The following is a 25,965-nucleotide window of genomic DNA, read 5'->3' as shown; positions in this document are numbered from 1 at the left end:
CGGTATAACAACAGAAAAGAGCGGGAATGCCCCACTCTTTTGCTGGAAAACTATCAACAAATTATTACCATAAGAATAGCACAATTTACGCTACAATGCAAACGACCTTATTTTAGGCTAGAAAAGCGATAACTGATTCGCATCAGGCATGCCTTCCAAACAACCTAATTGATCCATGTACTCAATTAATGTTTTTGACACACGACCTCGTTGCTGTAAATCTTCTTTCGATAAAAATTCGCCATTCTCACGTGCAGCTACGATTGTTTTGGCAACGTTCGTTCCGAGCCCTGGAATTGCATCAAAAGGTGGGATTAAGGAATTACCATCAATAATGAACTCGCTAGCTTGTGAACGATATAAATCAACTTTTTGGAAGTTCATACCACGCTCACACATTTCAAGTGCAAGTTCCATAACAGTCAGTAAGTTTTTCTCTTTTGTAGAAGCATCTAGTCCCTTGATATTGATTTCATCTATTTTTGCACGAATCATTTGAGAACCTTGCGTCATCGAAATTAAATCAAAATCATCTGCTCTTACTGTGAAGTAGGCAGCGTAGTATAAGATTGGAAAATGCACTTTAAACCAAGCGATACGTACTGCCATTAAAACGTAGGCAGCAGCATGGGCTTTAGGGAACATATATTTTATCTTTTTACATGATTCGATATACCAGCCAGGTACTTTATTTGCTAGCATTTCTGCTTCAAATTCTTCGGATAAACCTTTCCCTTTACGAACAGACTCCATAATTTTAAAGGCTAAAGACGGTTCAAGTCCTTGGTAAATTAAATACACCATAATGTCATCACGACAGCCGATTACTTCTTTTAATACGCATGTACCATTTTGGATAAGTTCCTGCGCATTACCTAGCCATACATCCGTTCCATGTGAAAGTCCTGAAATTTGGACAAGCTCTGAGAATGTAGATGGTTTTGTATCTTCTAGCATTTGACGGACAAATCGTGTACCAAATTCCGGAATACCTAATGTTCCCGTCTTACAACCAATTTGCTTCTCTGTCACTCCTAGAGATTCAGGCGAACTAAAAATTTTCATAACGAACGGATCATCTGTTGGTATTGTTTTCGGATCAATTCCAGATAAGTCCTGTAACATCCGAATTACGGTCGGATCATCGTGCCCAAGAATATCGAGCTTCAAAATATTGTCATGAATAGAGTGGAAATCAAAGTGTGTTGTTTTCCATTCTGAATCCTGTGCATCCGCTGGGAACTGCACTGGTGAGAAATCATAAATATCCATATAATCCGGTACAACAATAATCCCACCTGGATGTTGACCTGTTGTCCGTTTAACGCCTGTACAGCCCTGTACTAAACGGTCTACTTCAGCGCCGCGGAAATGAAGATTGTTGTCGCTCGCATAACCTTTAACGTAGCCATATGCTGTTTTTTCCGCAACAGTACCTATTGTTCCAGCTCGGAATACATAATCTTCACCAAACAGTACTTTTGTATAGTTGTGGGCCTGCGGTTGATATTCACCCGAGAAGTTCAAATCGATATCAGGTACTTTATCCCCTTTAAAGCCAAGGAACGTTTCAAACGGAATATCTTGCCCATCTTTTTTATAGGGTGTGCCACACTCAGTACAATCTTTGTTTGGTAAGTCATAGCCTGAGCTAACCGAACCGTCATTGAAAAACTCGGAATGCTTACAATTTGGACAAATATAATGAGGTGGTAATGGGTTTACCTCCGTAATTTCCATAAAGGTTGCAACTAATGAAGAACCTACCGAACCACGAGAACCTACTAAATAACCGTCAGCAAGTGATTTTTTCACGAGCTTTGCGGAAATTAAGTAGATAACACCAAATCCATGGCCTAAAATCGACTTTAATTCTTTTTCAATACGCGCTTTTACGATTTCAGGTAATTCTTCACCATATATACGATGTGCCATTTCATACGTTAAATTTGTTACTTCATCATCGGAGCCTTCAATTTTTGGCGTATATAAATCGTCCTTAATTGGCTTCACATCGCCAATCATATCAGCGATTTTTTGAGTATTTGTGACAACTATTTCTTTTGCAAGATCAGGTCCTAAAAAGTCAAAGTCCTTAAGCATCTCATCAGTTGTTCTAAAATGTACTTCTGGAAGCTTGGATTTATTTAAAATATTGGCGCCTCCTTGGGAACCAATCAATATTTGTCTAAACATTCCATCGTTTGGATCTAAATAATGAACATTCCCAGTAGCAACTACAGGCTTATTCATCTTTTTCCCGAGCTTTACAAGCTTGCGTATAATATCTTCAATTGTCCATTCATCACGGACGACATTACGTTCAATTAAAGGTGCATAAACAGCCTTTGGTTGCACTTCGATATAATCGTAAAATCTCGCAACTTGTTCCGCTTCTTCTGGGGATTTATTCATCATTGTTTCAAACACTTCACCGTTACTACAGCCTGAGCCAATTAATAGCCCGTCTCTATACTGTTCCAGTGTAGAGCGTGTTACACGAGGGACACGGTAGAACGTTTTTGTGTGAGAATGGGATACGATTTTAAATAAATTTTTCAAACCATCATTATTGACTGCTAAAATCGTACAATGCATTGGTCGCGCTTTTTTATATGCATCTCCACCACCAACATGCTTATTGAAATCATCGTGATATTTAATGCCAAGTTCATCGGCTTCTTTTAACAGATGCAACAATAAATAGCCTGTTGCTTCCGTATCATAAATCGCACGGTGATGCTGCGTTAATTCAATACCGAATTTTTTACAAAGTGTATTTAAACGATGATTTTTCATTGTCGGATGGAGCAAACGCGCAAGTTCTAATGTATCGATAACTGGATGAATCGTTTCTTCAAGTCCGTATTTTTTATAGCCAGTATATAAGAAGCCCATATCGAAAGATGCATTGTGTGCCACTACGATAGCGTCCTCTATAAAGGCATGGAACTCATGGATAACTTGTTCCACTTCAGGCGCATTGCGTACCATATCATCAGTAATGCCAGTCAGTTCGATAGTCGTTGCTGATAGAGCATGATGTGGATTCGCAAAACTTTCGTATTTATCAATGACATGTCCACCTTTAATTTTTACTGCTGCAAGCTCAATAATTGTATCGTAGGCAGTAGAAAGACCTGTCGTTTCGACGTCAAAGACAACATATGTTGCTTCGTCTAATGCACGATGCTCAGAAGCATAAGCGATTGGTACACCGTCATCCACTAAATTTGCTTCCAAACCGTAAATAACTTTAATGCCATGTTTTTTCCCTGCTCCATATGCATCAGGGAAAGATTGCACAACAGCATGGTCTGTTATCGCAATGGCTGGATGGCCCCATTTAGCAGCCTGTGCCACTAATCTATCTACTGGCGTTACTGCATCCATTTGACTCATCGGTGTATGCAAATGTAACTCTACTCGCTTTTCACCCTCTGGTGCCTTATCCTGACGTGTTTCTTTTTTAATTTCATTGATATCATTTGCCATCACAATTAAATCACGAATAAAAGTATCGGTTTGAACTGAGCCACGTACTTTTACCCACATACCTTTTTTCAAATGTTGCATCAGTTCTGCATCATCATTATCACGGGAGAACATTTTGACAACGATTGAATCTGTATAGTCGGTAATTTTAATTTGTAGAAGTGAGCGTCCACTCTTTAACTCTCTGATTTCTGTATCAAAAACAAAGCCTTCAATAATGACGCGTCGTTCTTCTTCTACTATGCGCTTAATTTCCATAATTTCATCGTCTTTAATTTGCATGCCAAGCTGGAATGGACGATCGCCAAGCGCTGCCAATGCTGGATTATCCTTTTTATCCTGCTCACGTTTTTGGAAGTCTTGCATCGCTTGCTGTGCCATCGCTGCTTCCTCTAATCGTTTTTGCTCGATAAAGGCTTGCTGCGCATCACGCATCTCATCTGTTTCCTCTTGGAGCATAAAATCAAACGCAATGTGCGGAAAACCAAATTGACTGTAACTCATTGCAAGCTTTTCGGCATATTTTGTTTTCAGCATCATTAGTTCCATGTCCTGCATGCAGGACACCGTAATTTTTTGCCCATTCCACATCGGGATTTGCGATACAAGGCAGTTTTTTAACGGTGGCGCCATATCGTCGATTTGCTCAATAATTGTTAACCAATACGTTTGTATAAGTTCTTCCGTCACATCTTTTTCAACTGTTTCAAAGGTTGTTTCAATTTGCGCAATAGCAGCGAATTTTTCAGCTAGATGTGTACGAAATAGTTGATATAACGGAAATGGAAGTATGCCACGTAATTTAATATTAAAATGCCAGAGTCTATTCTTTTTATGCACCGTTAGACGTGATAACTCGCCTTCTTCAAAAAAAGACATGTATACATCATCTGTTAACTCTAGTTGTTGCAAGAGCATTCGAAATCTCTGTCTTGCTTCTTGTTGCTGTTCCAATCGGTCGACACCTACTTTCATTTAAAGAGAAGGAGGCAGTCTTTATAGCCTCTTGTTCTATTTTTATCTAGCGAATACTATTCAAATTTGAAGCAAAAAAATTCGCTCCCTTTCCACGGGCAAATCCGCAAACCTCACATTGTTTTGTACTGTGAGATTTGCTTGGCTTCCCGTAGGAGTGTCGCGAATTCGTTTGCTTAATCCTCATTCTTCATTAAAAGATGCTATTCGTATGAGCATCTATATCTATTGAGCTTAATCTTCCCAAAGGATATTAATTTTTACGGAAAAATTCATTTAAGCGATCAATGACCTCTTCTTTTTTCCATTCAAAAGTTTCGCCTGTTTGACGGAATTTCACTTCGACAACACCTTCAGTTGCCTTTTTACCAACTGTTACACGCACAGGTAAGCCTATTAAATCTGCATCTGCAAACTTCACGCCTGCACGTTCAGCACGATCATCTAAAAGTACATCATAGCGATATGATTTTAATAAGCCATATAACTCATTTGCTAACGAAACTTGTGTTTCATCTTTCGTATTAACAGGCACTACATGAATATCATATGGAGCTAACTGTGTAGGCCAAGTGAAACCATTTTCATCTTGGAAATGTTCAGCTACAGCAGCTAAAATACGTGATACGCCAATACCATAGCACCCCATAATAAATGGCTGTGCCTTTCCTTGCTCATCTAAAAATGTACCATTCATTTTTTCAGAATACGTTGTACCTAATTTGAAAATATGGCCAACCTCAATACCTTCTGCAAATTTAATGATACCTTGTCCATCAGGCGATGGGTCTCCTTCTTGGATGAAGCGGATATCTAAGTATTCATTGATTGCGAAATCTCGCTCAGGGTTGACATTAACAAGGTGGAAGCCGTCCTCATTTGCACCAGCTACACCGTTACGAATTGATTTAATGGCATGATCAGCAACAACTTTTACGTCTACTGGTAATTTTACAGGTCCGATTGAACCAACTCCACAGCCTAATAACTGACGAATCGCCGCTTCATCTGCAAGTTCTACAGAACCCGCATTTAGCGCATTTTTTAATTTAATATCATTTATATCGTGATCTCCACGAGCAAGAACAACAACTAACTCATCATCTATATTAAATACTAATGACTTGATGACATTAGACGGTGCTACTTGTAAAAATGCAGATACTTCTTCAATTGTTTTTTGATCTGGCGTTGCTACTTTTTCAAAATCCTTTAATTCGTCTTTGGCTGGTTGATACTCTACAGTCACTTCTGCCATCTCGATATTTGCTGCATAGTCTGAAGTATCAGAGTATGCAATTGTATCTTCCCCAATTTCAGAAAGCACCATAAATTCATGCGTCCCTTTACCACCAATTGAGCCCGCATCTGCAATAACTGCACGATAGTTTAAGCCTAGACGTGAGAAAATATTAGAGTAAGCACGATACATATCTTCATATGTTTCATCTAAGCTTTCACGTGAAGCGTGGAAAGAATATGCATCCTTCATAATAAACTCTCTTCCTCGTAATAAGCCGAAACGAGGACGTTTTTCATCACGGAACTTTGTTTGAATTTGATAGAGTGTTAATGGCAATTTTTTATATGATTTAATTTCATCACGCACTAAAGTAGTAATCACTTCTTCATGTGTTGGTCCTAAGGCAAAGTCACGATTATGACGATCTTTTAATCGCATAAGTTCTGGACCGTATTTTTCCCAACGGCCTGATTCTTGCCACAGCTCAGCAGATTGCAATGCAGGCATTAATAATTCGATTGAGTTGATAGCTTCCATCTCTTCACGAATAATATTTTCAATTTTCGTTAACACACGTTTTGCAAGCGGTAAATACGAATATACCCCACTTGTATTTTGACGAATAAACCCTGCACGTAATAATTGCTTATGTGATTTTACATCTGCATCAGCAGGTACTTCACGTAGCGTTGGGATAAATGTTTTACTTTGCTTCATTCAGTGTTCCACCTTTTTAATAAATAAATTTATACTCTAATTAGCATAAACAAATTTAGCTTTGAACGCAATGTTTCAAAATAATTGCGCTCAAAGCTATTTTACAATTTAATTTTACTTTGGCATAACCTTATCTAAAGTTTACTTTGTATAAGCTTCAGACATTGGAAACGCGAAAGCATACTGTCTTTTAATTTGCTAGAAGAAGAATCGTTGTATATCGTTCCAAGTAACAACGACCATTAATATCATAAGCAACACGATACCTACGAAGTGAACCATACCTTCTTTTTGACGATCAATCGGTTTACCTCTTACAGCTTCAAAGCCAAAGAACAGTAATCGTCCGCCATCTAACGCTGGAAGTGGCAATAGGTTCATAATACCAAGGTTGATACTTAGCATAGCCGCAAAATTCATTAATGCGAAAATTCCCCATGCTGCTACTTCCTCCGTTGTTTTATAAATACCTACAGGTCCTGATAGCGCATCAATTGTAAACTTCCCTGTAATAAGCATTCCTAATAATTCAAAGATACGAACCGTCATATTATATGTTTCCTGCGCTCCGTAAACTACAGCCTTTATAGGATTAAAAACACGAGGACTTTCATACTTGACACCTATTTGACCTAAGGTTTCGCCATTACTTTCAACGGCCTTTACTGTCATATTAAGGTTTTCTACTTGTCCACCACGCTCAACAGTTACATTAATATTTTGATCAGGTCGATTTTGTACAATGGCAGCTAAATCTTGCCACTTTTCAACAGCTTGTCCATCGATAGATGTAACCTTATCCCCTGCAAGCATACCTGCCTGAGCTGCTGGATCGTTTGCAACTACTTCAGTAATAATAGGCTCATATGTTGGTACACCATTTAACAAGCCGATTAACATATAGATGAAAAAGGCTAAAATAAAGTTAAATAATGGTCCGGCAAAAATTGTCATTGCACGTTGACCAACCGTTTTTGCGTTAAATTGACGATCATATGGTGCAATAACTGTTTCTCTACCATTTTCTACAACAACACAATCTCTTGCAACACTATAACGAACTAATTTTTCTTCGTCATCATAGCCTTCAATAAATAACTCTCGTTCTAAGTCAGCACGTTCCACTTCTAAAAATAATAAATCTGGTAATTGCTTATTATTTTGATTAAAAATGATTTTTTTTACGATATTATCTTCATTGACAATTATCCCTACACGGTAACCTGGCTGTAATTCAACACCATCCATGTCCTCCCCTGCCATGCGGACATATCCACCGATTGGCAATAAACGGACTGTATAAATTGTTTCACCATGCATCTTACCATAGATTTTCGGACCCATACCGATTGCGAATTCACGAACCATAATTCCTGCACGTTTCGCAAAAAGGAAGTGACCAAGTTCATGGAAGAACACGAGCAAGCCAAATATTAAAATAAACGCAACGGCTGTTTGCATAATACCCCACCTCTTTAAAAGCGAATAGTTAACGATAGCTTCCTGTCGTTATTTTACCATGTCTAACACTATTTTTCTTGTTTCGCTGTCCACATGTAAAATTGTTTGTAAATCTGGTACTAAAATATTATTGTGTCCCTGCATTACACGTTCAATTGTTTCATCAATTTCAAGGAAAGTTATTTTCCCTTGTAAAAATGCTGCAACTGCTGCTTCATTTGCCGCATTCATTGCAGTTAAAATTGTACCACCTGTACGCCCTGCCTCAAATGCTAATCGCAATGCTGGATAGCGTTCAAAATCCATCTCTTTAAAATGTAGTTGACCAATTTGCGCTAAATTAAGTCGTTGACCATTATGAAGCGGTATACGGTCTGGATAACTTAAAGCGTACTGGATAGGGACACGCATATCCGGAGTACCAAGCTGAGCAATAACACTAGTATCATGATACTCAACTAGAGAGTGAATAATACTTTCTCTGTGTAAAAGAACATCAATTTTATCATAAGGCATATCAAATAAGACATGTGCTTCTATGACTTCAAGCCCTTTATTCATCATAGTAGCGGAATCTATTGTAATTTTTGCGCCCATCGACCAGTTTGGATGATTAAGTGCATCTGCAACCGTAACATGTTTTAACTCTTCCCGTGTTTTGTCGCGGAAACTACCACCAGAAGCTGTAATAATTAAACGCTCAATATTTTTAGGATTTTCACCATTCATTGATTGGAAGATAGCAGAATGCTCACTATCAACCGGTAATATTGGAGCATTGTATTTTTTCGCTTCCGCCATCACTAAATGCCCAGCTGTTACAAGCGTTTCCTTATTGGCAATGGCAATTGTTTTGCCCATGCGAATTGCAGCTAGTGTGGATTCAAGACCAACGCTACCAAGCACTGCATTTACAAGTACTGTCGAATCAGGATGTGTAGCAACCTCTACAAGTCCCTTTGCACCAAATGTAAAGTGTACTTGCGGGTAGTCTTTTGCAAGCATACGTGCATCTTCCTCAAGCTGAACAGATACAAGTTCAGGCTGTAAGGTTTCAATCATTTCACGTGTTTTCTCTATGTTTTTTCCTGAAGAAAACGCTACAAGATGAAATGCATCACGTTGTTCTTTTAAAATATCATAGGTTTGCCAACCGATAGAACCAGTTGCACCCAATAAACTAATTTTTTTCACGACAAAACGTCCCCTTTTTCTATCTAAGCGAATCAATGTCATCATTCGCATATTCATCAATCGCATTGAAATCATTTGCATGAAATTAACTCAACCAAATAAACATTTCGTATTCAACTACTTAAAGTTAATTTTTTGCTTATTTAGCTACCGAAGAGATGTAAAAAATGGAGTAAAGGCACTACGAATAATAAACTATCAAAGCGGTCTAAAATCCCGCCATGCCCTGGTAAAATATTGCCCGAATCTTTCACGTCAAAATGTCGCTTTATCGCTGACTCCACTAAATCACCCATCTGTCCAATGATGGAAGCAAAAATCGTAATAAATATTAGTGAAACATAACCATTCGCAAATGGATAAATTGCTTGCATAGCGATAGCAAAAATGACTGCAATCACAATCCCACCAATAAAGCCCTCAATCGTTTTCTTCGGTGAAATTTCTGGCCAAAGCTTATTTTTACCTAATTTTCTACCTACAAAATATGCGCCGGAATCTGTTGTCCACACAACAAGTAAACAATATACAACAAACTCAAGACCGTAGCTTCTAGTTTCAATTAAATAATGGAAGCCTAAACCAACATAAAACGCACCAAGCAAAATAAAGCCAATTTCGTCAAATGTAATTTTATTTTTCACTAGGACAACATATATAAGCAAGAGCATTACGAGTCCATAAATAACCATTAATACAGATGAGTAGCCAATTGCATGTACTACCTCATTTGCCCAATTTTTTGGTATTACGAGCATAATAAGGGTTAGTAAGCCAACCAACCCTGGTACTGAAAAAATCGAAATACTTTTCATCTTTAGTATTTCATAAAAGCCTACAACAGCCATTGCAAGCACAAGTAGTGTAAATGGCACTTTTCCGTAAATAACAAACGGAATAAACAGTGCCGCTGCAATGATTGCTGTAATAATTCGCTGTTTCAAGATGTTTCTTCTCCCTTCAACCCACCGTAACGGCGATTACGTTTTTGATAGTTTTCCACCGCTTCCAGAAAGTTTTCCTCGCTAAAATCTGGCCATAATGTATCTGTAAACCAAAATTCCGTATAGGCGAGTTGCCATAACATAAAGTTACTTAATCGTACTTCACCACTTGTACGAATGAGTAAGTCAGGCTCTGGTAGATGAGCTGTCATTAAATGAGATGTCATACATTCCTCATTTAAGTCTTGTATTGTTAATTGACCGTCCTGAACTTTTTGAAGCATCGCTTTCATGGCGCTAACCATTTCTGAACGACTGCCATAATTCAAAGCAAAATTTAAAATTAACCCTGTATTATGCTTCGTCTCCTCCATTGCATCATACAATGCTTTTTGTGTATGTGCTGGCAAGAGCGTCGGATCACCAATCATTTCAACACGCACATTGCGCTCCATCATTTCCGGTAAAAAAGAACCCAAAAATTCAACAGGTAAACGCATAAGAAAATCGACTTCTGGTTTTGGTCGTTTCCAATTTTCGGTAGAGAACGCATACACTGTTAATACTTTTATTCCAAGATCAGATGCAAATCTAGTTACCTTCCGTACCGTCTTCATACCTTCATGGTGCCCAGCAACACGTGGCATGGCACGTTTTTTAGCCCAACGTCCATTTCCGTCCATAATAATCGCTACATGGGCAGGAATCGGCTCGCTTTTCGAAAGGGCAACACGTTCCTCCAATGATAGTATATCCATATTTACTTGTTTACCTAATAGCTTCTTAAACATGCTAACTCCCCCACTACAACTAATCGGACGTATACTAACCTATCATAACAAACAAAAGTGCCTTTTGTCTTTTTTTTCCCTCTAATTGACTATGTATGAACTACCTTATTTTAGAACAACATATATCTCAAAGAAAATCTTGTCTTTCTACATTCAGCAGCTACTAGTAAGTCTGAACAAAACCGTAACTAGTTTACTAGTTTTACTTCAGTAAACCTTACAGCTCATACATTACATGTGAGAATTATAGCATCGATAAGAATGAATACTTTTCAATAAAAGAGAAAAGACGTCCTGTTATATATAGGACGCCTTCATCTCATCAAAAAGTTCCATCTTAGAAATATAAAGCGCCTGCTTATACTTCTAGAATTTCTTTTTCTTTGTCTTTCGCTACTTGATCTACTTTCACGATGAACTCATCTGTTAATTTTTGGATATCATCACCATATCCACGTAAATCGTCTTCTGTGATTTCGCCAGCTTTTTCAAGTTTTTTAAGATCATCATTAGCATCGCGACGAACGTTACGTACGGCGATTTTTGCATCTTCAGCTTCTTTTTTCACTTGTTTTACAAGATCTTTACGACGTTCTTCAGTTAATGCAGGAATCATTAAACGAATAACAGAACCATCATTAGTCGGTGTAATACCAATATCTGATTTCATAATTGCTTTTTCGATTTCACCTAAAATTGTTTTATCGTAAGGTGTAATAACTAGTAAACGAGCTTCAGGTACAGCAACACCCGCAAGTTGATTAATCGGTGTTGGTGCTCCATAATACTCTACAGAAATACGATCTAGTAGAGATGCGTTTGCACGACCTGCTCGGATTGATGCTAATTCACGTGAAAAAGCAGCAATTGTTTTATTCATTTTTTCTTTAGCTTGTTCTAAGACTTGTTTAGTCATTATGCATTCCTCCTAACAACTGTTCCAATTTTCTCGCCCAGTACGGCACGTTTAATATTACCCTGCTCCGTAATTGAGAAGACAATTAACGGAATATCGTTATCCATACATAGTGTCGAAGCTGTTGAATCCATTACTTGTAACCCTTGCTGAATAACGTCTAAGTATGTGAGTGTATCATATTTGATGGCAGTAGTATCGACTTTAGGATCTGCAGAATAGACACCATCTACATTATTTTTCGCCATTAAAATAGCATCTGCGTCAATTTCAGCTGCTCTTAATGCAGCTGTTGTATCTGTAGAGAAGAACGGGTTACCTGTACCTGCAGCAAAAATAACTACACGTTTTTTCTCTAAATGACGAACTGCTTTACGACGAATATATGGCTCTGCTACTTGTGTCATCACAATAGAAGATTGCACGCGTGTTTCGATACCTAATTTTTCAAGAGCATCTTGTAATGCTAATGAGTTCATAACCGTTGCTAGCATCCCCATATAGTCAGCTGCCGCACGATCCATTCCCATTTCACTACCAATTTTCCCACGCCATATATTACCGCCACCTACAACAACAGCAACTTCTACATCAAGATCTACTACTTCTTTTACTTCTTCTGCAACAGACTTGATAATTTTTGGTGATAATCCGAAGCCAGCCTCTCCTGCTAACGCTTCACCACTTAGTTTAATAACTACTCGTTTATATTGTGGCACACTCATTGTAAACCTCCGTCAGACATTTATTTAAAACATTTCTATTCCTTTTCCATTATAGTATATCTAACAATAATTGCTAGTTGTGAAAAATGGTAATAGAAAATTCTATCGTTTTTTTCGCTCTTTTCGGAAAAATAGGGAACACGTTATGTTGTGTTCCCCATTTTTGTCTAGAAAATCTAGTTATTATTTGATTAGGATCAAATGTAAGCCAATCCATCAAGTGAACTAGTCTACGAATTAGTTACCTTTAACTTGGTTCATTACTTCTTCTGCGAAGTTATCTTCACGTTTTTCGATACCTTCACCAACAGCATAACGTACGAAGCCAGTTACAGTACCACCAGTTGTAGCAACGAAGTCACGAACTTTTTGGTCTGAGTTTTTAACGAATGATTGGTCAAGTAAGCAAACGTCTTCGAAGTATTTACCAAGACGACCTTCAACCATTTTTGCAACGATGTTTTCTGGTTTACCTTCGTTAAGTGCTTGTTCAGTTAACACTTTACGTTCGCGGTCAACTTCTTCTGCAGAAACTTCTTCACGAGAAACGTAAGTTGGGTTAATAGCTGCGATATGCATAGCAATATCTTTTGCAGCTGAAGCATCTGTAGAACCTTCTAAAGATACTAATACACCAATACGTCCACCCATGTGTAGGTAAGAACCAAATGAATCTGCATCAGTTTTAGTTTTCACTTCGAAACGACGAAGAGTAATTTTTTCACCGATAGTAGCAACTGCTGTTGAAATTTGGTCAGAGATTTTTACACCTTCTGCATTTTCAAGCTCTAATGCTGCTTCTACTGATGCTGGTTTAGCAGCAAGTAATTGCTCAGCTAAAGAAGAAACTAACACTTGGAATTTATCGTTTTTCGCAACGAAGTCAGTTTCAGCGTTTACTTCAAGGATAATTGCTTCGTTACCTTTTTCTAGAATATAAGTAGTACCTTCTGCAGCGATACGGTCAGCTTTTTTAGCAGCTGAAGAAAGACCCTTTTCACGTAGGAAATCGATTGCAGCTTCTAGGTCACCATCAGTTTGTACTAACGCTTTTTTACAATCCATCATACCAGCGCCAGTTTTTTCGCGTAATTCTTTTACTAATTGTGCAGTAATGTTTGCCATTTAGTGTTGCCTCCTCAAATTGGTTAAACTATTTTAGTGATAGGTTCTAAAAAAGGTGATAAGGGTTCTGAGCCACTTATCACCTTTTTGTAAACGTGAATTACTCAGCAGCAGCTTCTGTAGCTGGAGCTTCTTCTTCACCTTGTTTTGACTCGATTAAAGCGTCAGCCATTTTAGCAGTTAAAAGTTTAACAGCGCGAATAGCATCGTCATTAGCAGGGATAACATAGTCGATTTCATCTGGATCACAGTTAGTATCAACAATACCTACTAGAGGGATGTTTAATTTACGAGCTTCTGCAACAGCGATACGTTCTTTACGTGGGTCAACCACGAACATAACGTCTGGAAGATCGTGCATATCACGGATACCGCCTAAGAATTTAACTAGACGTTCGTGTTCTTTTTTAAGTTGGATTACTTCTTTTTTAGGAAGAACTTCGAAAGTTCCTTCTTCTTCCATTTTTTCGATAGCTTTCATACGTGCAACACGTTTTTGGATTGTACCGAAGTTAGTAAGAGTACCACCTAACCAACGTTGGTTGATGTAGTAGTTGCCTGAACGTTCAGCTTCGTCTTTGATCGCTTCTTGTGCTTGTTTTTTCGTACCAACGAAAAGAACTTTACCACCGTCTTGACCAACTTGACGCATGAAGTCATAAGCTTCCTCTAATTTTTTAACAGTTTTTTGTAAGTCGATGATGTAGATCCCGTTACGTTCAACGAAGATAAATTTCTTCATTTTTGGGTTCCAACGACGAGTTTGGTGACCGAAATGTACACCAGCTTCAAGTAATTGTTTCATAGAAATTACTGACATGTGAATTTCCTCCTAGAATGTTTGGTTTTTTTCCTCCGCATTTATCGTTTGCAACAAGCTACCCTAATCTTAGAGCACCACTTACTGCATCAAAATGCGTGTGTAGTAATAACACCATTTGCAACTATATCACAGCTTCATAGCATTCGCAACTGTTTTAGCTATGAAATTTCAATAAAAGCTCGATTTCTGTCTTCCCTTTTTGAAGTTGTTTCGCAATTTCTTCCGCTGTTTTTCCTTGCTTTGCCATTTGAACAATTTGTTGTTCCAATGTTAACGGTTTTTGTTCTTCCTTTTGTACCGCAACGGGCTTCGAGGCAGTAGCTTGCATGGGTGACGCTGCTACTTGTTGTTGACGTGAGTAAGCGTTTGCCACAATATTTTTCGGCATTAAAATACGTGGCTCGCTATCTCGGCTCACATCCTTTTGCTCACTTTCAGCCTGTGACAAAGGCTGTCCCTGATCTTTTTGCACATTAATCGGCTTTGGATGTTGTCCTGTGCCAGTTGTCTTTTCAGGCTTTGGTACGACTTGTAACGCCTGAATAAGACGATTATTTTCATCCTTCATTTCAGCTAAATACAGACTGATGGAGTCATCCATTTCCCGCATTAAACGTTCCTGCTTTTTTTCTAAATCTTTGAATTTCGCTAATTTCGTATTTAATATAATAATGAAATAAAATGAAAGTAGCTGTAATACAAAGAGAACGGCTATTAGTATGGTTGTCATAGTAAACTCCTATCCACTAAAGTCTACGAAATTACCTTTGAAAGGATGCTGAGCCTGTTTTTCTGGTTTTTCGTTATGCTGTTTTTTCTTTTTAAGCGTGCCTTTTATATATTCGCCACCCGCTTCTTCCTCTTCACTAATCTCAGCCATACCTTCTGAAGTATTCACAGCTTTTTGCTTGCGCTCTATTTCCTTTTTTAGCGCTTCATTTGCGTGTGCTTGTTGAGCTAAAGTTTGTTGTTGTGCCTGATCTGCCATTTTACCTGCTTCAAACGTTTTTGGAAGAGCTATTTGTAATTCGACACCTTTTAAACTCATAATATTTCCTCCCTCAACAATACTTTCTAGAATACTTACGCATTAATAATTTCACTAGATAATAGCTTACGTAACTTAAATAATGCCTTTGAGTGAATTTGTGAAATTCGCGATGTTGATAATTCGAGCATTTCTCCAATTTCAGTTAAGGTCAATTCCTCTGTATAAAATAAACTCAGCACGAGCTGTTCTTTATCGTTTAGCTTTTGTATATTTACTGCTAAATCATCAAGTAATTCTGATTTTATTACGACCTGCTCAGGGGTCTTTGTCGTATCGTCACGGATTACAAACGACTTTCCCTCAGCCTCCTCCTGATCTTGTTGCTCATTAATAGATAGTACATTAGAGAAGAAGTGCTCCTGTACAGTTTGGTAAATATCCTCTACAGGTAACTCCATCTGTTCTGCAAGCTCCTCAGGTGTCACATGACGCATAAACTGTTGTTCTAATTGTTCAATTTTGGCATCCAACTTTTTCGCCTTTTCTCGCGCAGAGCGTGGTAACCAATCTTCTTTACGCAAACCATCAATTATTGCGCCCCTCACTCTAAAAGAAGCATATGTATCAAATTTTAAGTCTCGATTTATATCAAATTTATTTAATGCATCAAATAGACCTAACATGCCTAAGCTTGTTAAATCGTCCCGAGATACACTCTTAGGTACACCTGCACCGATTCGCTGTACATGGTAAGTCACAAGAGATGTATATTTTTTTATTAGTAAATCACCCGCATCTGGATCACGTTCATTAATCCATCGATTCCACAGCTTTTGTTCATCGTTTAGAATTGGTTGTGTCATAAAATCCACCTCTCTTTTAAAAGCTCTTTGCACCTGTTAGCCTGGACTATTGTTGCCTCTTGATTACTCCAAGGCTTATTTGTAGCAGTCGCTGTAGTTAACTTTTTTTAAAAAAACTGAATGTATATAAAAGAATCATACTTATCACATTTTGAGTATCCTGATTCCAATGACTGACAAACTTAGATACAAACCTATACCATTCTTTCCTTTTATTATAACAAGATTCGACTATAATTTCATATGATTCTCTAACACTATTCTATTACTAACAGCTTTTACATTTTGGGCATAAGAAAACTGCCTCCTAATCATTAGACGATAGCTAACATTAGAGGCAGTTCAAAGTGTTGTGGCTTTATGCATTTACTTGTTGTTCATCTTCACGATTCATCATCGTTCGGACAACTTGTGCAATATCTTCCGTGCTTTCATCTTGAAACTCAACCGTCGAGCTTGTAGAAGACGTTTCTTCACTTTCCTCGTCAATGTGAGTAGAACTGTTTTCTTCAAAACCGCTATCAGCTAGTGATTGATCAGCATTTGGCGTAAATAGCACATACGCAATTATAAACCTAACAATGTACATAACAAAAAATACGATAATTGCTACTACAAATGAACCTATGATGATACGTAATGGCGTTAATGGCTGTTGCAGCGTCATAAAGAAATAAATAGAAAAGGCAATTAACGCCCCCCACAGGTTATAAAAAATAGAACCAAACATTATATTTCACTCACTCCTTGGTTTACCGTTCGAATATGTAATATCGACGTAGCAGGATTAAATTCAATAGTTCGACCGCTATTACCGCCTGTATTTTCGGCAATTAAAGGAATTCCATGACGCTTTAATTCAAACTTTACAGCCTCTACATTTCGAGGGCCGATGCGCATTGAATCTTTGTCTGATGTAAATTGAAACATCTGCGCACCCCCAGCAATTTTAGCCTTAAGTTTAAATTTTTGAACACCCTCTAGTTTTAATAAATCTATCATAGCTGAAATGCCTGTATCCGCAAATTTCGCTACATTTATTGACTCTGATCTACCAAGACTAGAGTCAGGTAGCATCACATGAATTAAACCAGCTATTTTCTTTGACTCATCGTATAAAATAACGCCTACACAAGAACCAAGCCCTGAGGTTCTAATCGTGTTTGGCAATTTCGCTACATCCATTTGAGCAATTCCAACTTTTATAACTTGACCATTCGTGTTCGTGTTTAGCATAGGCTATGAAACTCCTAATGCTTTAAAAATAGCATCAAAAGAATCAGGATCAGGTAGTAAGAAGAAATGTCCCCTTACTGTTTCATGATCCTCCACACCGTCTTCAAAAATGGATGTATTTATTACGATAACATTATCACTGATATGTGATAATTCAATTAAGCCAATACTGATAATAGCCCCAAACATATCTACACTTAGACCTGGCACAGTGGGATAAATTTTTAAATTTGTAAAGTCTGATAACGCTGATAAATAAGAACCAGATAAAATATTCCCCATTTCCTGCATAGCAGATAAACCTAATTCAGAAACAGGTGGTTTCTTAAAGTCGAATGATTCATCCTGTATTAGACGACGGATAAAGCGATTAGCTTGTTCGATAGGAAGAATGAAGAACATGCTCCCTTCAGCATCACCTTCGATGCGTAAAAAAATCCCAACAACGACGTTTTCAGAGCCACCAGCCAGTTCCATCATGTCATTAAATGACACCATTTCAACTTTCGGTACACGCATATCGATTTTTTTACCAAGCAAATTGGAAAGTGCCGTCGCAGCATGTGCGGCACCAATATTTCCAATTTCCTTTAATACGTCTAAATGTAGTGATGTAATCTTTTGATTAAATGTCATAATCGTATCCCTACTTTAGTGGATTTAATACTTTCTCTAAATGCAATAAAATTAATAATCGTTTATCGATTTTCGCTACGCCAGAAATAAACTCTTCTTCAAGAGAACCTACTACTTCTGGTTGTGGTTCGATTGAGCTCGCTGGAATATCCAACACATCATTAGCTGAATCTACAACAAAGCCTACTTCCATGTCTTCTAATGAAATAATAATAATACGAGTAGTTTCTTCATGTTCAGAAATTGGTAACTCAAAACGCTCCCGTAAATCAATAATCGGTGTTACGACTCCTCGTAAATTAATAACGCCTTTTACATATTTCTCTGTTTTAGGTACCCGTGTAATATGCATGAGTTTCTCGATACCTTGAACATGTGATACTGGAATGGCATATTCCTTATCTGCTAATTGGAAAACAATCACTTTTATATTTTCTTGTTCAACTGCATTTGTCATGGTTAACACCTCTCTTATTCATTCACCTTATTTAATAAGTGCATTGCAATCTACAATTAAGGCTACTTTACCGTTTCCTAAAATTGTTGCACCTGAAATTGCAAAGATATTCGTTAAGTAGTTTCCTAAAGATTTCAGTACAATTTCTTGTTGGCCAATGAATGAATCTACAACTAAACCAGCAAGTTTCTCGCCTTTACGAACAATTACTACTGAATGGAATTCATCATCTTGTAGCTCTTTACGAGGAACCTCAAAGATTTCCTCTAAGAATACAAGTGGAACCACTTTGCCACGGAAGTCGATTACCTTCTGGTTATGAGCATTCATAATATCTGATGAACGGATAATCGAAGTTTCAATAATTGATGAAAGTGGTATCGCATAAATTTCTTTTTCTATTTCCACAAGCATTACCGAAATAATCGATAATGTTAGCGGCAATTGAATAGAGAAAATAGAGCCTACATCTTGTGTAGATTCAATCGAAATGTTTCCACCTAAAGATTCAATCGTTGTTTTTACAACGTCCAATCCTACACCACGACCAGATACATCAGAAATAACATCTGCTGTTGAGAAACCAGAGGCTAAAATTAGCTCATTGATTTGATTATCTGTCATTGCAAGTGATTGTTCATGCGTAACGATTCCTTTTGAAATCGCTTTTGACAGCACTTTATCACGATTAATGCCCGCACCGTCATCTTCAATTTCGATAAAGACATAGTTACCGCTATGATAAGCACGTAATACTACTGTGCCTTCCTCTGGTTTCCCCTTCGCACGGCGTGCAGTAGGGTTTTCAATACCATGATCGACAGAGTTACGGATTAAGTGAACAAGTGGATCTCCGATTTCGTCGATTACTGTGCGATCAAGCTCTGTTTCCGCACCAATAATTTCAAGGTTAATTTTCTTATTAAGGTCACGAGATAGCTGACGAATCATTTTAGGGAAGCGATTGAATACCGTTTCAACAGGTACCATGCGCATAGTTAAAATGATTGTTTGTAAGTCACCCATTACTCGACTCATTCGTTCTACGGTTTCGTTCAGCTCACCGTGATTTACTTCTGTCGAAATTGATTGTAGGCGTCCACGATCAATTACGAGCTCTTCAAATAAATTCATTAAAATATCTAGACGTTCGATATTCACACGGATTGTTTTGTTTCCTACAGGCGCATGACTTTTATCAGCTTTTGCAGGCGCCGTAGATTTTGCTGGTGCAGGTTTAGCCGTTGTTGTATCTGTTGTTTCTACCGCTTCAACTGTCGCAGTTGCAGTAGCTGCAGCTTCCTGGCTTGCCTCGTATTGTTGTTTTTCACTGAATTGTTTTTGATTAATTGAAGCAACTTTTACTTCCTCAACCTCAGAAACCTTCATTAACTTCTTCTTCATATCTTCCGCTGATTCTTTCGTTACGAATGCTACATAAAATTGCTGATCGAATTGTTCATCTTCAAGCTTCTCAACAGATGGTGTCGATTTAATAACATCTCCATCCTTTTCAAGAATCTCAAACACCATGAATACACGCGCAGCTTTTAATAGACAATCTTCACGAAGAGTTACTGAAATTTCAAATGCATTAAATCCTTGTTCAGCAGATTGTGTAATAACCGTTTGCTCAAAGCTGTCGTATTCTAACACACTAGATACTTGTGGTTTTTCTTCAGTTGCTACAGTTGCTACAACTTCACGAGCGGCTTCCTCCCCAGATTCAATACGCTTTAATTGTGCTACTGTGGAGGACACATCACGTTTACCATCTCCACCATTCGCAATATCCATCACCATTTCTTCTAAATGGTCCACAGATTCAAATACGATATCTAAAATTTCTGGTGAAACATGAATTTTTTCATTTCGAATTGCATCTAGCACATTTTCCATTTTATGTGTTAAATCTGCTAAGTCTTCGAAGCCCATAGTCGCTGACATACCTTTTAATGTATGCGCTGAACGGAAAATTTCTCCAACGATTGCCAAATCATCAGGGTTTTTTTCTAGTTCTAATAAATGCTCACTACATGCTTGTAAATGCTCTTTACTTTCTTCGATAAACATCTCTAAATATTGATTGACTTCCATTAAGAGGACACCCCTTTTAAGGCAAATATTTCATAATTGTTTGTGCAATATCATCTACATCAGCGACTTCATCGACAAGCTGCGTTTCCACCGCAGCTTTCGGCATACCATACACTATGCAAGTTTCAGCTGACTCTGCAATAGCAATCACATTGCCGGTATTTTTTAATGCTTTTAGACCGTTTGAACCATCATAGCCCATACCCGTCATAATGACTGCTACCTTATCAAAATCTTTAAATTGACTTACATCTTCAAACATCACATCTACAGATGGGCGATGGCCAGAACGTGGTGGTTCTTGATTATCTAGAACGATGCCATATGAGATACCTACTTTTCTTAACCTTAAATGGTATCCTCCAGGTGCGATATATGCCACGCCATTTTGTAAAATATCGCCTTGCTCTGCTTCCTTCACTGTTATCTCGCTCAATTGGTCGAGGCGAGAAGCTAATGATTTTGTAAACCCAGCCGGCATATGTTGGACAATTAGAATCGGCGCTTGAATTGATTTCGGAATTTTTGTAATAACTTCCTGTAGCGCACGTGGTCCACCCGTAGATGTACCAATTAACACTATTTTTCTGCTTACTTTACTCCATTCACTATGTGGCTTCGTAACATTTGCTACTGTCGAAGTCCCATTCAATGATGGTGATACTTTTCGTTCATTCGTTATTTCTTTTCTTATAGTAGACGGTGATACAATTGGTTCTTGTTGTCTTTTGCTACTCGAATGTTTTTTTAGTTTTGTAATAGGTACCAACGAGGCTTGTTCCACTTTATGGACAAGTTCAGATTGGATTTTATGTAAATCAAGTGAAATTGTTCCGCTAGGTTTCGCAACAAAATCAACTGCTCCATACTCGATTGCAGTTAGTGCATTTTCAGCACCTCTTTGGGTTGTACTTGAAAGCATGACGACAGGCACTGGACAAATTGTCATAATTTCATTTAATGCATCGAGTCCATTCATCTCAGGCATTTCAATATCCATTGTCACGACTGTTGGTTTTAATGTTTGGATTTTTTTTATCGCATCTTTTCCGTTTCGTGCTGTTCCAACTACTTCAACCTTCGAGCTACCAACAAAAAAGTCACTAATTAGCTTTCTCATAAAAGCAGAATCATCGACAACTAAAAGCTTGCTTTTATGTAAAAAGTCCAATTAATCACGCCCTTTCGAAAAAATATTTCTAAGTTTAGATAAGAATTTACTTGCTGACTGTTCATGTGCATGCACTTCCTCCATACGTTGTTCCATAAACCGAGCCACTATCAGTTGAAGTGTCTTAGAAATAAGTGCTTCTGGATATGCGATTGAAAAAGGCACTTGCTCGCGCACAGCTTTACGCACAACAGGATCCTCAGGTAATGAGCCCAATACTGTAACCTCTTTGTCTAGAAAACGTTTCATCGTAAGTTTTAAACGTTCAATCGTCTCGACCCCTTCTTCTTTAGAAAAAGCACGATTACAAAGTATATAGAATTGCTTATCCATATCTCGTACGTGAATATATTTCATCATCGAATAGGCGTCTGTAATAGAGGGTGGCTCAGCTGTTGTAATTACAATAATTTCATCGATGGATGTTAGTAATTCTAATGACCAATTAGTCGCACCCGCTCCCATATCAAATAAAATATAGTCGAAGTTTTTTTGGAGTTGTTCAAATGCATGAATTAATCTTTCAAACATCGCCTCTGACCACTCCAGTACGCTCGACATGCCAGAGCCTCCTGAAATACATTGTAAACCATGTGGACCCTCAAAAATTACCTCATCTAGTAATTTGTTTCCTTCTAAGTAATCTTTCAAACTATAAGAAACATTTTTTCCAATTAAAATATTAATATTTCCCATACCAATATCCATATCTACAATTGCTACTTTTTTGTCCTTACTCGCTAAATTAATTGCAAAGTTCATTGAAAAGTTACTTTTACCAACTCCACCCTTACCGCTCACTACAGCAATGGTTTTGCCTAATTCACCTTGCCGCTTAAGCATTTTCAAGCGTAATGTTTCTGCTTGATCCCTCATTTTTCTTCACCTTGGAAAAACAAATTAAGCACTGCTTCTAAATCAGCTTCTTCAATATCTTCTGGTACTTCTTGACCATTCGTATAGTAAGCAAGTCCTTTATTATATTTAATCATTAAATTAATCATTGTGCCAATAGAATTTGTTTCATCGATCTTTGTAAAAATGATTTTTTCGATTGGTACGCCGTTAAATTGGTCAATAATTTTGGTCATATCCTTTTCTTTCGCTGTCATAGCAAGCACTAGGAAGGATTCAGCCTGATCATCAAACTTAATAAGACGCTGTAAATCATCTACATATTTTACTTCTTTATAATTACGTCCAGCTGTATCAATAAAGACTAAATCTAAATGGGACAATCGTTGCACAGCTTGTTCAAAATCTGTCGAGTTATAGGCAATTTCGACAGGTGCTTGCAAAAGTCCAGCATACGTTTTTAACTGCTCAATGGCAGCGATTCTGTAAGTATCTGTTGTAATAAAGCCTATTTTTTTCTTTTTCTCTAAAACCGCTCTTGCTGCCATTTTAGCAATTGTCGTTGTCTTGCCGACACCAGTAGGACCAAGAACATTAATAAATTTACGTTCATACGATAGACCACCCATCGGTAATCCCTCTAGTTGTTTCCGTAACAAGTTTTTTGTAATTAACTTGCATTGTGAAAAATTAATATCTGAAGCTTCTTTAAAATGCGTAAAAAGCTCATCACCAATCGTTGTGATGAGCTCCTCATTTAGCTCTTGCTGTCTTAAGTATTCAATGAAGGGTAAGAGTTCATCCGGATATTGAGCTTGGCTAGCCTTCTTGTGCATAGATTGCATTAGCGATTTTAAATCTGCAATTTCCTTTCGCAGTTCTTCAGACATACCTGTCTCATCTTGGGAAGATGGTTCATACTTAGGCTGAGCATGCTGAATTTTAGCTTGCACAGCATTTGTAATCTCTTGTAAACTAGCATTTTCTTTTTTAGCAGGTATTGAAGGCACATTAGCAGGTGCGGGAGCCGTATAACTCGGCTCCATTGAGTCGATTCCTGCAACAACCTCAAAATTTTTCTTTTTTACAAGCCCAAAAAGTTTCTTTGTTACTACTACTTTTGAATTCAAAATGACAGCGTCCTCGCCTAAATCAGCACGTACTAGCTTCATTGCCTCTGGTATGGAAGATGCATAATATTTTTTCATTTTCACTCAACATTCACCACCCCAACACTTTGAATTTCAATAGAAGCATCTAGTTCATTATAAGATAGTACCGGAATCTGCGGGAAATACCGTTCTGTCAGCTGACGTAAATACATACGAACTGCTGGAGAGCATAGTATAATAGCAGATTGTTCCATAAAGGACACGCGTTCTACCTCTGATGCAATGGTCTCTAAAACCGTTTGAGAATCTTGTGGATCCATCGCTAAATAATTACCGTGATCCGTTTGCTGAATGCTATCAGCAATCATTTTCTCTACTTTACCCGATACAGTAATGACTTTCAATGACGAGCTGCCACCTACATATTGTGATGTAATTTGACGAGCCAATGATTGACGAACATACTCTGTTAATATATCGGTATCACTTGTTAATTTTGCATAGTCAGCCAATGTTTCAAAAATAATTGGTAAATTACGTACTGAAACATTTTCTCGAAGAAGCTTGCCCAATACTTTTTGGATTTCGCCTGTAGACAATGGAGCAGGAGTCAACTCTTCGACTAATATTGGATGTGTTTCTCGTAAATGATCGATTAATTGTTTCGTTTCTTGACGTCCTAAAAGCTCATGCGCATTCGCTCGAATAATTTCGGTTAAATGAGTTGATACAACACTCGGTGGATCAACAACTGTATAGCCAGACATTTCAGCGTCCTCTTTTACTTGCTCAGTAATCCATTTTGCAGGTAGACCAAATGATGGTTCTACGGTATCAATACCCTCTATTGAATTATCATCTCCAGGGCTCATTGCTAAATAATGATCAAGTAAAAGCTCTCCTCGAGCCATTTCATTACCTTTAATTTTAATTCGGTATTCATTTGGTTGTAATTGAATATTATCGCGAATACGAACAACCGGAATGACAATCCCTAGTTCCAATGCTAGCTGACGACGGATCATAATGACACGATCCAATAAGTCTCCACCTTGAGCAGCATCCACTAAAGGAATTAAGCCGTAGCCAAATTCAAATTCAATTGGGTCCACATTTAATAAATTCACAACATTTTCAGGGCTCTTCATGCCGTCTGTTGCCACTTCTTCCTCAATTTCAAGTAACTCTTCCTCATCCTCTGGCTTTTTACGATCCATCATGTATGCACCTACAATTAGTGAAACACCGATCGGTAACGTTACCCAGTTAGGAATTGGCGTGAATAAACCTAGTAAAACAATAGTACCTCCAGCAACATATAGAAGCTTTGCTTGAGCAAATAATTGTCCTGTAATATCTTCTCCTAGACTTCCTTTAGAGGATGCGCGCGTTACAACAATCCCTGTTGCTGTTGAAATAAGAAGTGCAGGGATTTGCGACACAATACCATCACCAACTGTTAGCTTTGAGAAATGGGTTGCTGCTTCCGCAAATGGTAAGCCCATTTGTACAACACCAATGATAATACCAAATAATAAGTTGATGATAACCATCACCATTGAGGCGATTGCATCCCCTTTTACGAATTTCGTAGCACCATCCATCGCTCCGTAGAAATCCGCTTCACCCGCAACTTTATCACGTCGTTCACGTGCTTCTCGTTCAGAAATAACACCTGCATTTAAATCCGCATCAATACTCATTTGTTTACCCGGCATCGCATCCAGAGTGAATCGAGCAGCTACCTCTGCAACACGTTCCGCCCCTTTTGTAATAACGATAAACTGAATTAATACAAGAATTAAAAACACGACTAAACCTACGAGAATATTCCCGCCAACTACGAAATCCCCGAAGGTTTCAACAACTGAACCAGCGTCTCCAGTCGCTAATATTGCACGCGTTGTGGAAACACTCAATCCAAGTCGAAACAGGGTCAACAGTAAAATAACGGAAGGGAATATAGAGAAATCTAACGCTTCCTTCATACTCATTGCTGTTAAAAGTACTATTAATCCTAACGTAATATTAATGACGATTAAGAAACTTAGCATCCACGGAGGAAGAGGGATGATGAGCATCGCAACGATTAAAATAACCGCACCTAAAACCCCTATATCGCGAACCTTCATTTGTGT

Annotated in this window: 22 protein-coding genes; all 22 read right to left on the bottom strand. The window is 38.0% G+C overall.

Annotated features, from left to right (window positions below; translation table 11 throughout):
• Positions 1-117: 117 nt before the first annotated feature.
• Entirely contained in the window at positions 118-4,449 is a 4,332-nt protein-coding gene (locus ACIQXJ_RS02015) for a PolC-type DNA polymerase III (protein WP_403049025.1), read from the bottom strand.
• A gap of 274 nt (positions 4,450-4,723) precedes the next feature.
• Positions 4,724-6,430 (bottom strand): proline--tRNA ligase, encoded by a 1,707-nt coding sequence (locus ACIQXJ_RS02010; protein ID WP_403049022.1) that lies wholly within the window; start codon positions 6,428-6,430, stop codon positions 4,724-4,726.
• A 198-nt stretch (positions 6,431-6,628) separates the two neighbouring features.
• Complete coding sequence (gene rseP / locus ACIQXJ_RS02005; protein ID WP_403049020.1) at positions 6,629-7,891, bottom strand: RIP metalloprotease RseP; 1,263 nt, start codon at positions 7,889-7,891, stop codon at positions 6,629-6,631.
• Positions 7,892-7,939: 48 nt separating this feature from the next.
• On the bottom strand, positions 7,940-9,085 hold the full coding sequence (gene dxr, locus ACIQXJ_RS02000; protein WP_403054801.1) for a 1-deoxy-D-xylulose-5-phosphate reductoisomerase: 1,146 nt from the start codon (positions 9,083-9,085) through the stop codon (positions 7,940-7,942).
• A 143-nt stretch (positions 9,086-9,228) separates the two neighbouring features.
• Positions 9,229-10,029 carry a phosphatidate cytidylyltransferase gene (locus ACIQXJ_RS01995; protein ID WP_401020357.1) on the bottom strand — a complete coding sequence of 267 codons (801 nt, stop codon included), beginning with the start codon at positions 10,027-10,029 and terminating at the stop codon, positions 9,229-9,231.
• On the bottom strand, positions 10,026-10,820 hold the full coding sequence (locus ACIQXJ_RS01990; RefSeq protein ID WP_403049018.1) for an undecaprenyl pyrophosphate synthase: 795 nt from the start codon (positions 10,818-10,820) through the stop codon (positions 10,026-10,028). The genes ACIQXJ_RS01995 and ACIQXJ_RS01990 overlap by 4 nt, the downstream gene beginning before the upstream one ends.
• 358 nt (positions 10,821-11,178) lie before the next feature.
• Entirely contained in the window at positions 11,179-11,736 is a 558-nt protein-coding gene (frr, locus tag ACIQXJ_RS01985; RefSeq protein ID WP_403049015.1) for a ribosome recycling factor, read from the bottom strand.
• Positions 11,736-12,461, bottom strand: coding sequence for a UMP kinase (gene pyrH, locus ACIQXJ_RS01980; RefSeq protein WP_340825818.1), 726 nt, complete (start codon positions 12,459-12,461; stop codon positions 11,736-11,738). The genes frr and pyrH overlap by 1 nt, the downstream gene beginning before the upstream one ends.
• Before the next feature lie 237 nt (positions 12,462-12,698).
• Complete coding sequence (gene tsf / locus ACIQXJ_RS01975) at positions 12,699-13,586, bottom strand: translation elongation factor Ts (protein WP_401009455.1); 888 nt, start codon at positions 13,584-13,586, stop codon at positions 12,699-12,701.
• Positions 13,587-13,686: 100 nt separating this feature from the next.
• Positions 13,687-14,406 carry a 30S ribosomal protein S2 gene (gene rpsB / locus ACIQXJ_RS01970; protein ID WP_024362006.1) on the bottom strand — a complete coding sequence of 240 codons (720 nt, stop codon included), beginning with the start codon at positions 14,404-14,406 and terminating at the stop codon, positions 13,687-13,689.
• A 157-nt stretch (positions 14,407-14,563) separates the two neighbouring features.
• Complete coding sequence (locus ACIQXJ_RS01965) at positions 14,564-15,139, bottom strand: hypothetical protein (protein WP_403049012.1); 576 nt, start codon at positions 15,137-15,139, stop codon at positions 14,564-14,566.
• Positions 15,140-15,148: 9 nt separating this feature from the next.
• Positions 15,149-15,457: an RNA polymerase subunit sigma gene (locus ACIQXJ_RS01960; RefSeq protein ID WP_401009457.1), complete on the bottom strand. Its 309-nt coding sequence runs from the start codon at positions 15,455-15,457 to the stop codon at positions 15,149-15,151.
• A 35-nt stretch (positions 15,458-15,492) separates the two neighbouring features.
• Complete coding sequence (locus ACIQXJ_RS01955) at positions 15,493-16,263, bottom strand: FliA/WhiG family RNA polymerase sigma factor (RefSeq protein WP_401009458.1); 771 nt, start codon at positions 16,261-16,263, stop codon at positions 15,493-15,495.
• A gap of 358 nt (positions 16,264-16,621) precedes the next feature.
• The gene (locus ACIQXJ_RS01950; RefSeq protein WP_403049008.1) at positions 16,622-16,993 is read right to left on the bottom strand and encodes a hypothetical protein; all 372 of its coding nucleotides are present in this window, start codon (positions 16,991-16,993) and stop codon (positions 16,622-16,624) included.
• Positions 16,993-17,499, bottom strand: coding sequence for a chemotaxis protein CheD (locus tag ACIQXJ_RS01945; protein ID WP_340825826.1), 507 nt, complete (start codon positions 17,497-17,499; stop codon positions 16,993-16,995). The genes ACIQXJ_RS01950 and ACIQXJ_RS01945 overlap by 1 nt, the downstream gene beginning before the upstream one ends.
• A gap of 3 nt (positions 17,500-17,502) precedes the next feature.
• Positions 17,503-18,135: a chemotaxis protein CheC gene (locus tag ACIQXJ_RS01940; protein ID WP_403049005.1), complete on the bottom strand. Its 633-nt coding sequence runs from the start codon at positions 18,133-18,135 to the stop codon at positions 17,503-17,505.
• Positions 18,136-18,145: 10 nt separating this feature from the next.
• The gene (locus ACIQXJ_RS01935; RefSeq protein ID WP_340825828.1) at positions 18,146-18,592 is read right to left on the bottom strand and encodes a chemotaxis protein CheW; all 447 of its coding nucleotides are present in this window, start codon (positions 18,590-18,592) and stop codon (positions 18,146-18,148) included.
• Positions 18,593-18,619: 27 nt separating this feature from the next.
• The gene (locus tag ACIQXJ_RS01930) at positions 18,620-20,689 is read right to left on the bottom strand and encodes a chemotaxis protein CheW (protein WP_403049002.1); all 2,070 of its coding nucleotides are present in this window, start codon (positions 20,687-20,689) and stop codon (positions 18,620-18,622) included.
• Positions 20,690-20,705: 16 nt separating this feature from the next.
• Complete coding sequence (locus tag ACIQXJ_RS01925) at positions 20,706-21,860, bottom strand: protein-glutamate methylesterase/protein-glutamine glutaminase (protein WP_403048999.1); 1,155 nt, start codon at positions 21,858-21,860, stop codon at positions 20,706-20,708.
• Positions 21,861-22,736 (bottom strand): MinD/ParA family protein, encoded by an 876-nt coding sequence (locus tag ACIQXJ_RS01920; RefSeq protein WP_403048996.1) that lies wholly within the window; start codon positions 22,734-22,736, stop codon positions 21,861-21,863.
• Entirely contained in the window at positions 22,733-23,929 is a 1,197-nt protein-coding gene (gene flhF, locus ACIQXJ_RS01915; RefSeq protein ID WP_401009464.1) for a flagellar biosynthesis GTPase FlhF, read from the bottom strand. The genes ACIQXJ_RS01920 and flhF overlap by 4 nt, the downstream gene beginning before the upstream one ends.
• Positions 23,926-25,959, bottom strand: coding sequence for a flagellar biosynthesis protein FlhA (gene flhA, locus ACIQXJ_RS01910; protein WP_403048993.1), 2,034 nt, complete (start codon positions 25,957-25,959; stop codon positions 23,926-23,928). The genes flhF and flhA overlap by 4 nt, the downstream gene beginning before the upstream one ends.
• Positions 25,960-25,965: the final 6 nt, after the last annotated feature.

Origin of the sequence: Lysinibacillus sp. NPDC097868 (assembly GCF_044761135.1) — a bacterium.
Classification (GTDB): domain Bacteria; phylum Bacillota; class Bacilli; order Bacillales_A; family Planococcaceae; genus Lysinibacillus.
This window is presented reverse-complemented; position numbering and strand designations above follow the sequence as displayed.

Excerpts from the sequence above, each read along its gene's own strand:
- ACIQXJ_RS01930 (WP_403049002.1), bottom strand. The coding sequence starts at position 20,689 with ATGGAAGTCAATCAATATTTAGAGATGTTTATCGAAGAAAGTAAAGAG.
- ACIQXJ_RS01990 (WP_403049018.1), bottom strand. The coding sequence starts at position 10,820 with ATGTTTAAGAAGCTATTAGGTAAACAAGTAAATATGGATATACTATCA.
- ACIQXJ_RS01920 (WP_403048996.1), bottom strand. The coding sequence starts at position 22,736 with ATGAGGGATCAAGCAGAAACATTACGCTTGAAAATGCTTAAGCGGCAA.
- ACIQXJ_RS01950 (WP_403049008.1), bottom strand. The coding sequence starts at position 16,993 with ATGTTTGGTTCTATTTTTTATAACCTGTGGGGGGCGTTAATTGCCTTT.
- ACIQXJ_RS01940 (WP_403049005.1), bottom strand. The coding sequence starts at position 18,135 with ATGACATTTAATCAAAAGATTACATCACTACATTTAGACGTATTAAAG.
- ACIQXJ_RS01965 (WP_403049012.1), bottom strand. The coding sequence starts at position 15,139 with ATGACAACCATACTAATAGCCGTTCTCTTTGTATTACAGCTACTTTCA.
- pyrH (WP_340825818.1), bottom strand. The coding sequence starts at position 12,461 with ATGAGTGTGCCACAATATAAACGAGTAGTTATTAAACTAAGTGGTGAA.
- ACIQXJ_RS01955 (WP_401009458.1), bottom strand. The coding sequence starts at position 16,263 with ATGACACAACCAATTCTAAACGATGAACAAAAGCTGTGGAATCGATGG.
- ACIQXJ_RS01945 (WP_340825826.1), bottom strand. The coding sequence starts at position 17,499 with ATGCTAAACACGAACACGAATGGTCAAGTTATAAAAGTTGGAATTGCT.
- ACIQXJ_RS01935 (WP_340825828.1), bottom strand. The coding sequence starts at position 18,592 with ATGACAAATGCAGTTGAACAAGAAAATATAAAAGTGATTGTTTTCCAA.
- flhA (WP_403048993.1), bottom strand. The coding sequence starts at position 25,959 with ATGAAGGTTCGCGATATAGGGGTTTTAGGTGCGGTTATTTTAATCGTT.
- ACIQXJ_RS01960 (WP_401009457.1), bottom strand. The coding sequence starts at position 15,457 with ATGAGTTTAAAAGGTGTCGAATTACAAATAGCTCTTCCAAAAACGTTT.
- frr (WP_403049015.1), bottom strand. The coding sequence starts at position 11,736 with ATGACTAAACAAGTCTTAGAACAAGCTAAAGAAAAAATGAATAAAACA.
- ACIQXJ_RS02010 (WP_403049022.1), bottom strand. The coding sequence starts at position 6,430 with ATGAAGCAAAGTAAAACATTTATCCCAACGCTACGTGAAGTACCTGCT.
- rpsB (WP_024362006.1), bottom strand. The coding sequence starts at position 14,406 with ATGTCAGTAATTTCTATGAAACAATTACTTGAAGCTGGTGTACATTTC.
- tsf (WP_401009455.1), bottom strand. The coding sequence starts at position 13,586 with ATGGCAAACATTACTGCACAATTAGTAAAAGAATTACGCGAAAAAACT.
- rseP (WP_403049020.1), bottom strand. The coding sequence starts at position 7,891 with ATGCAAACAGCCGTTGCGTTTATTTTAATATTTGGCTTGCTCGTGTTC.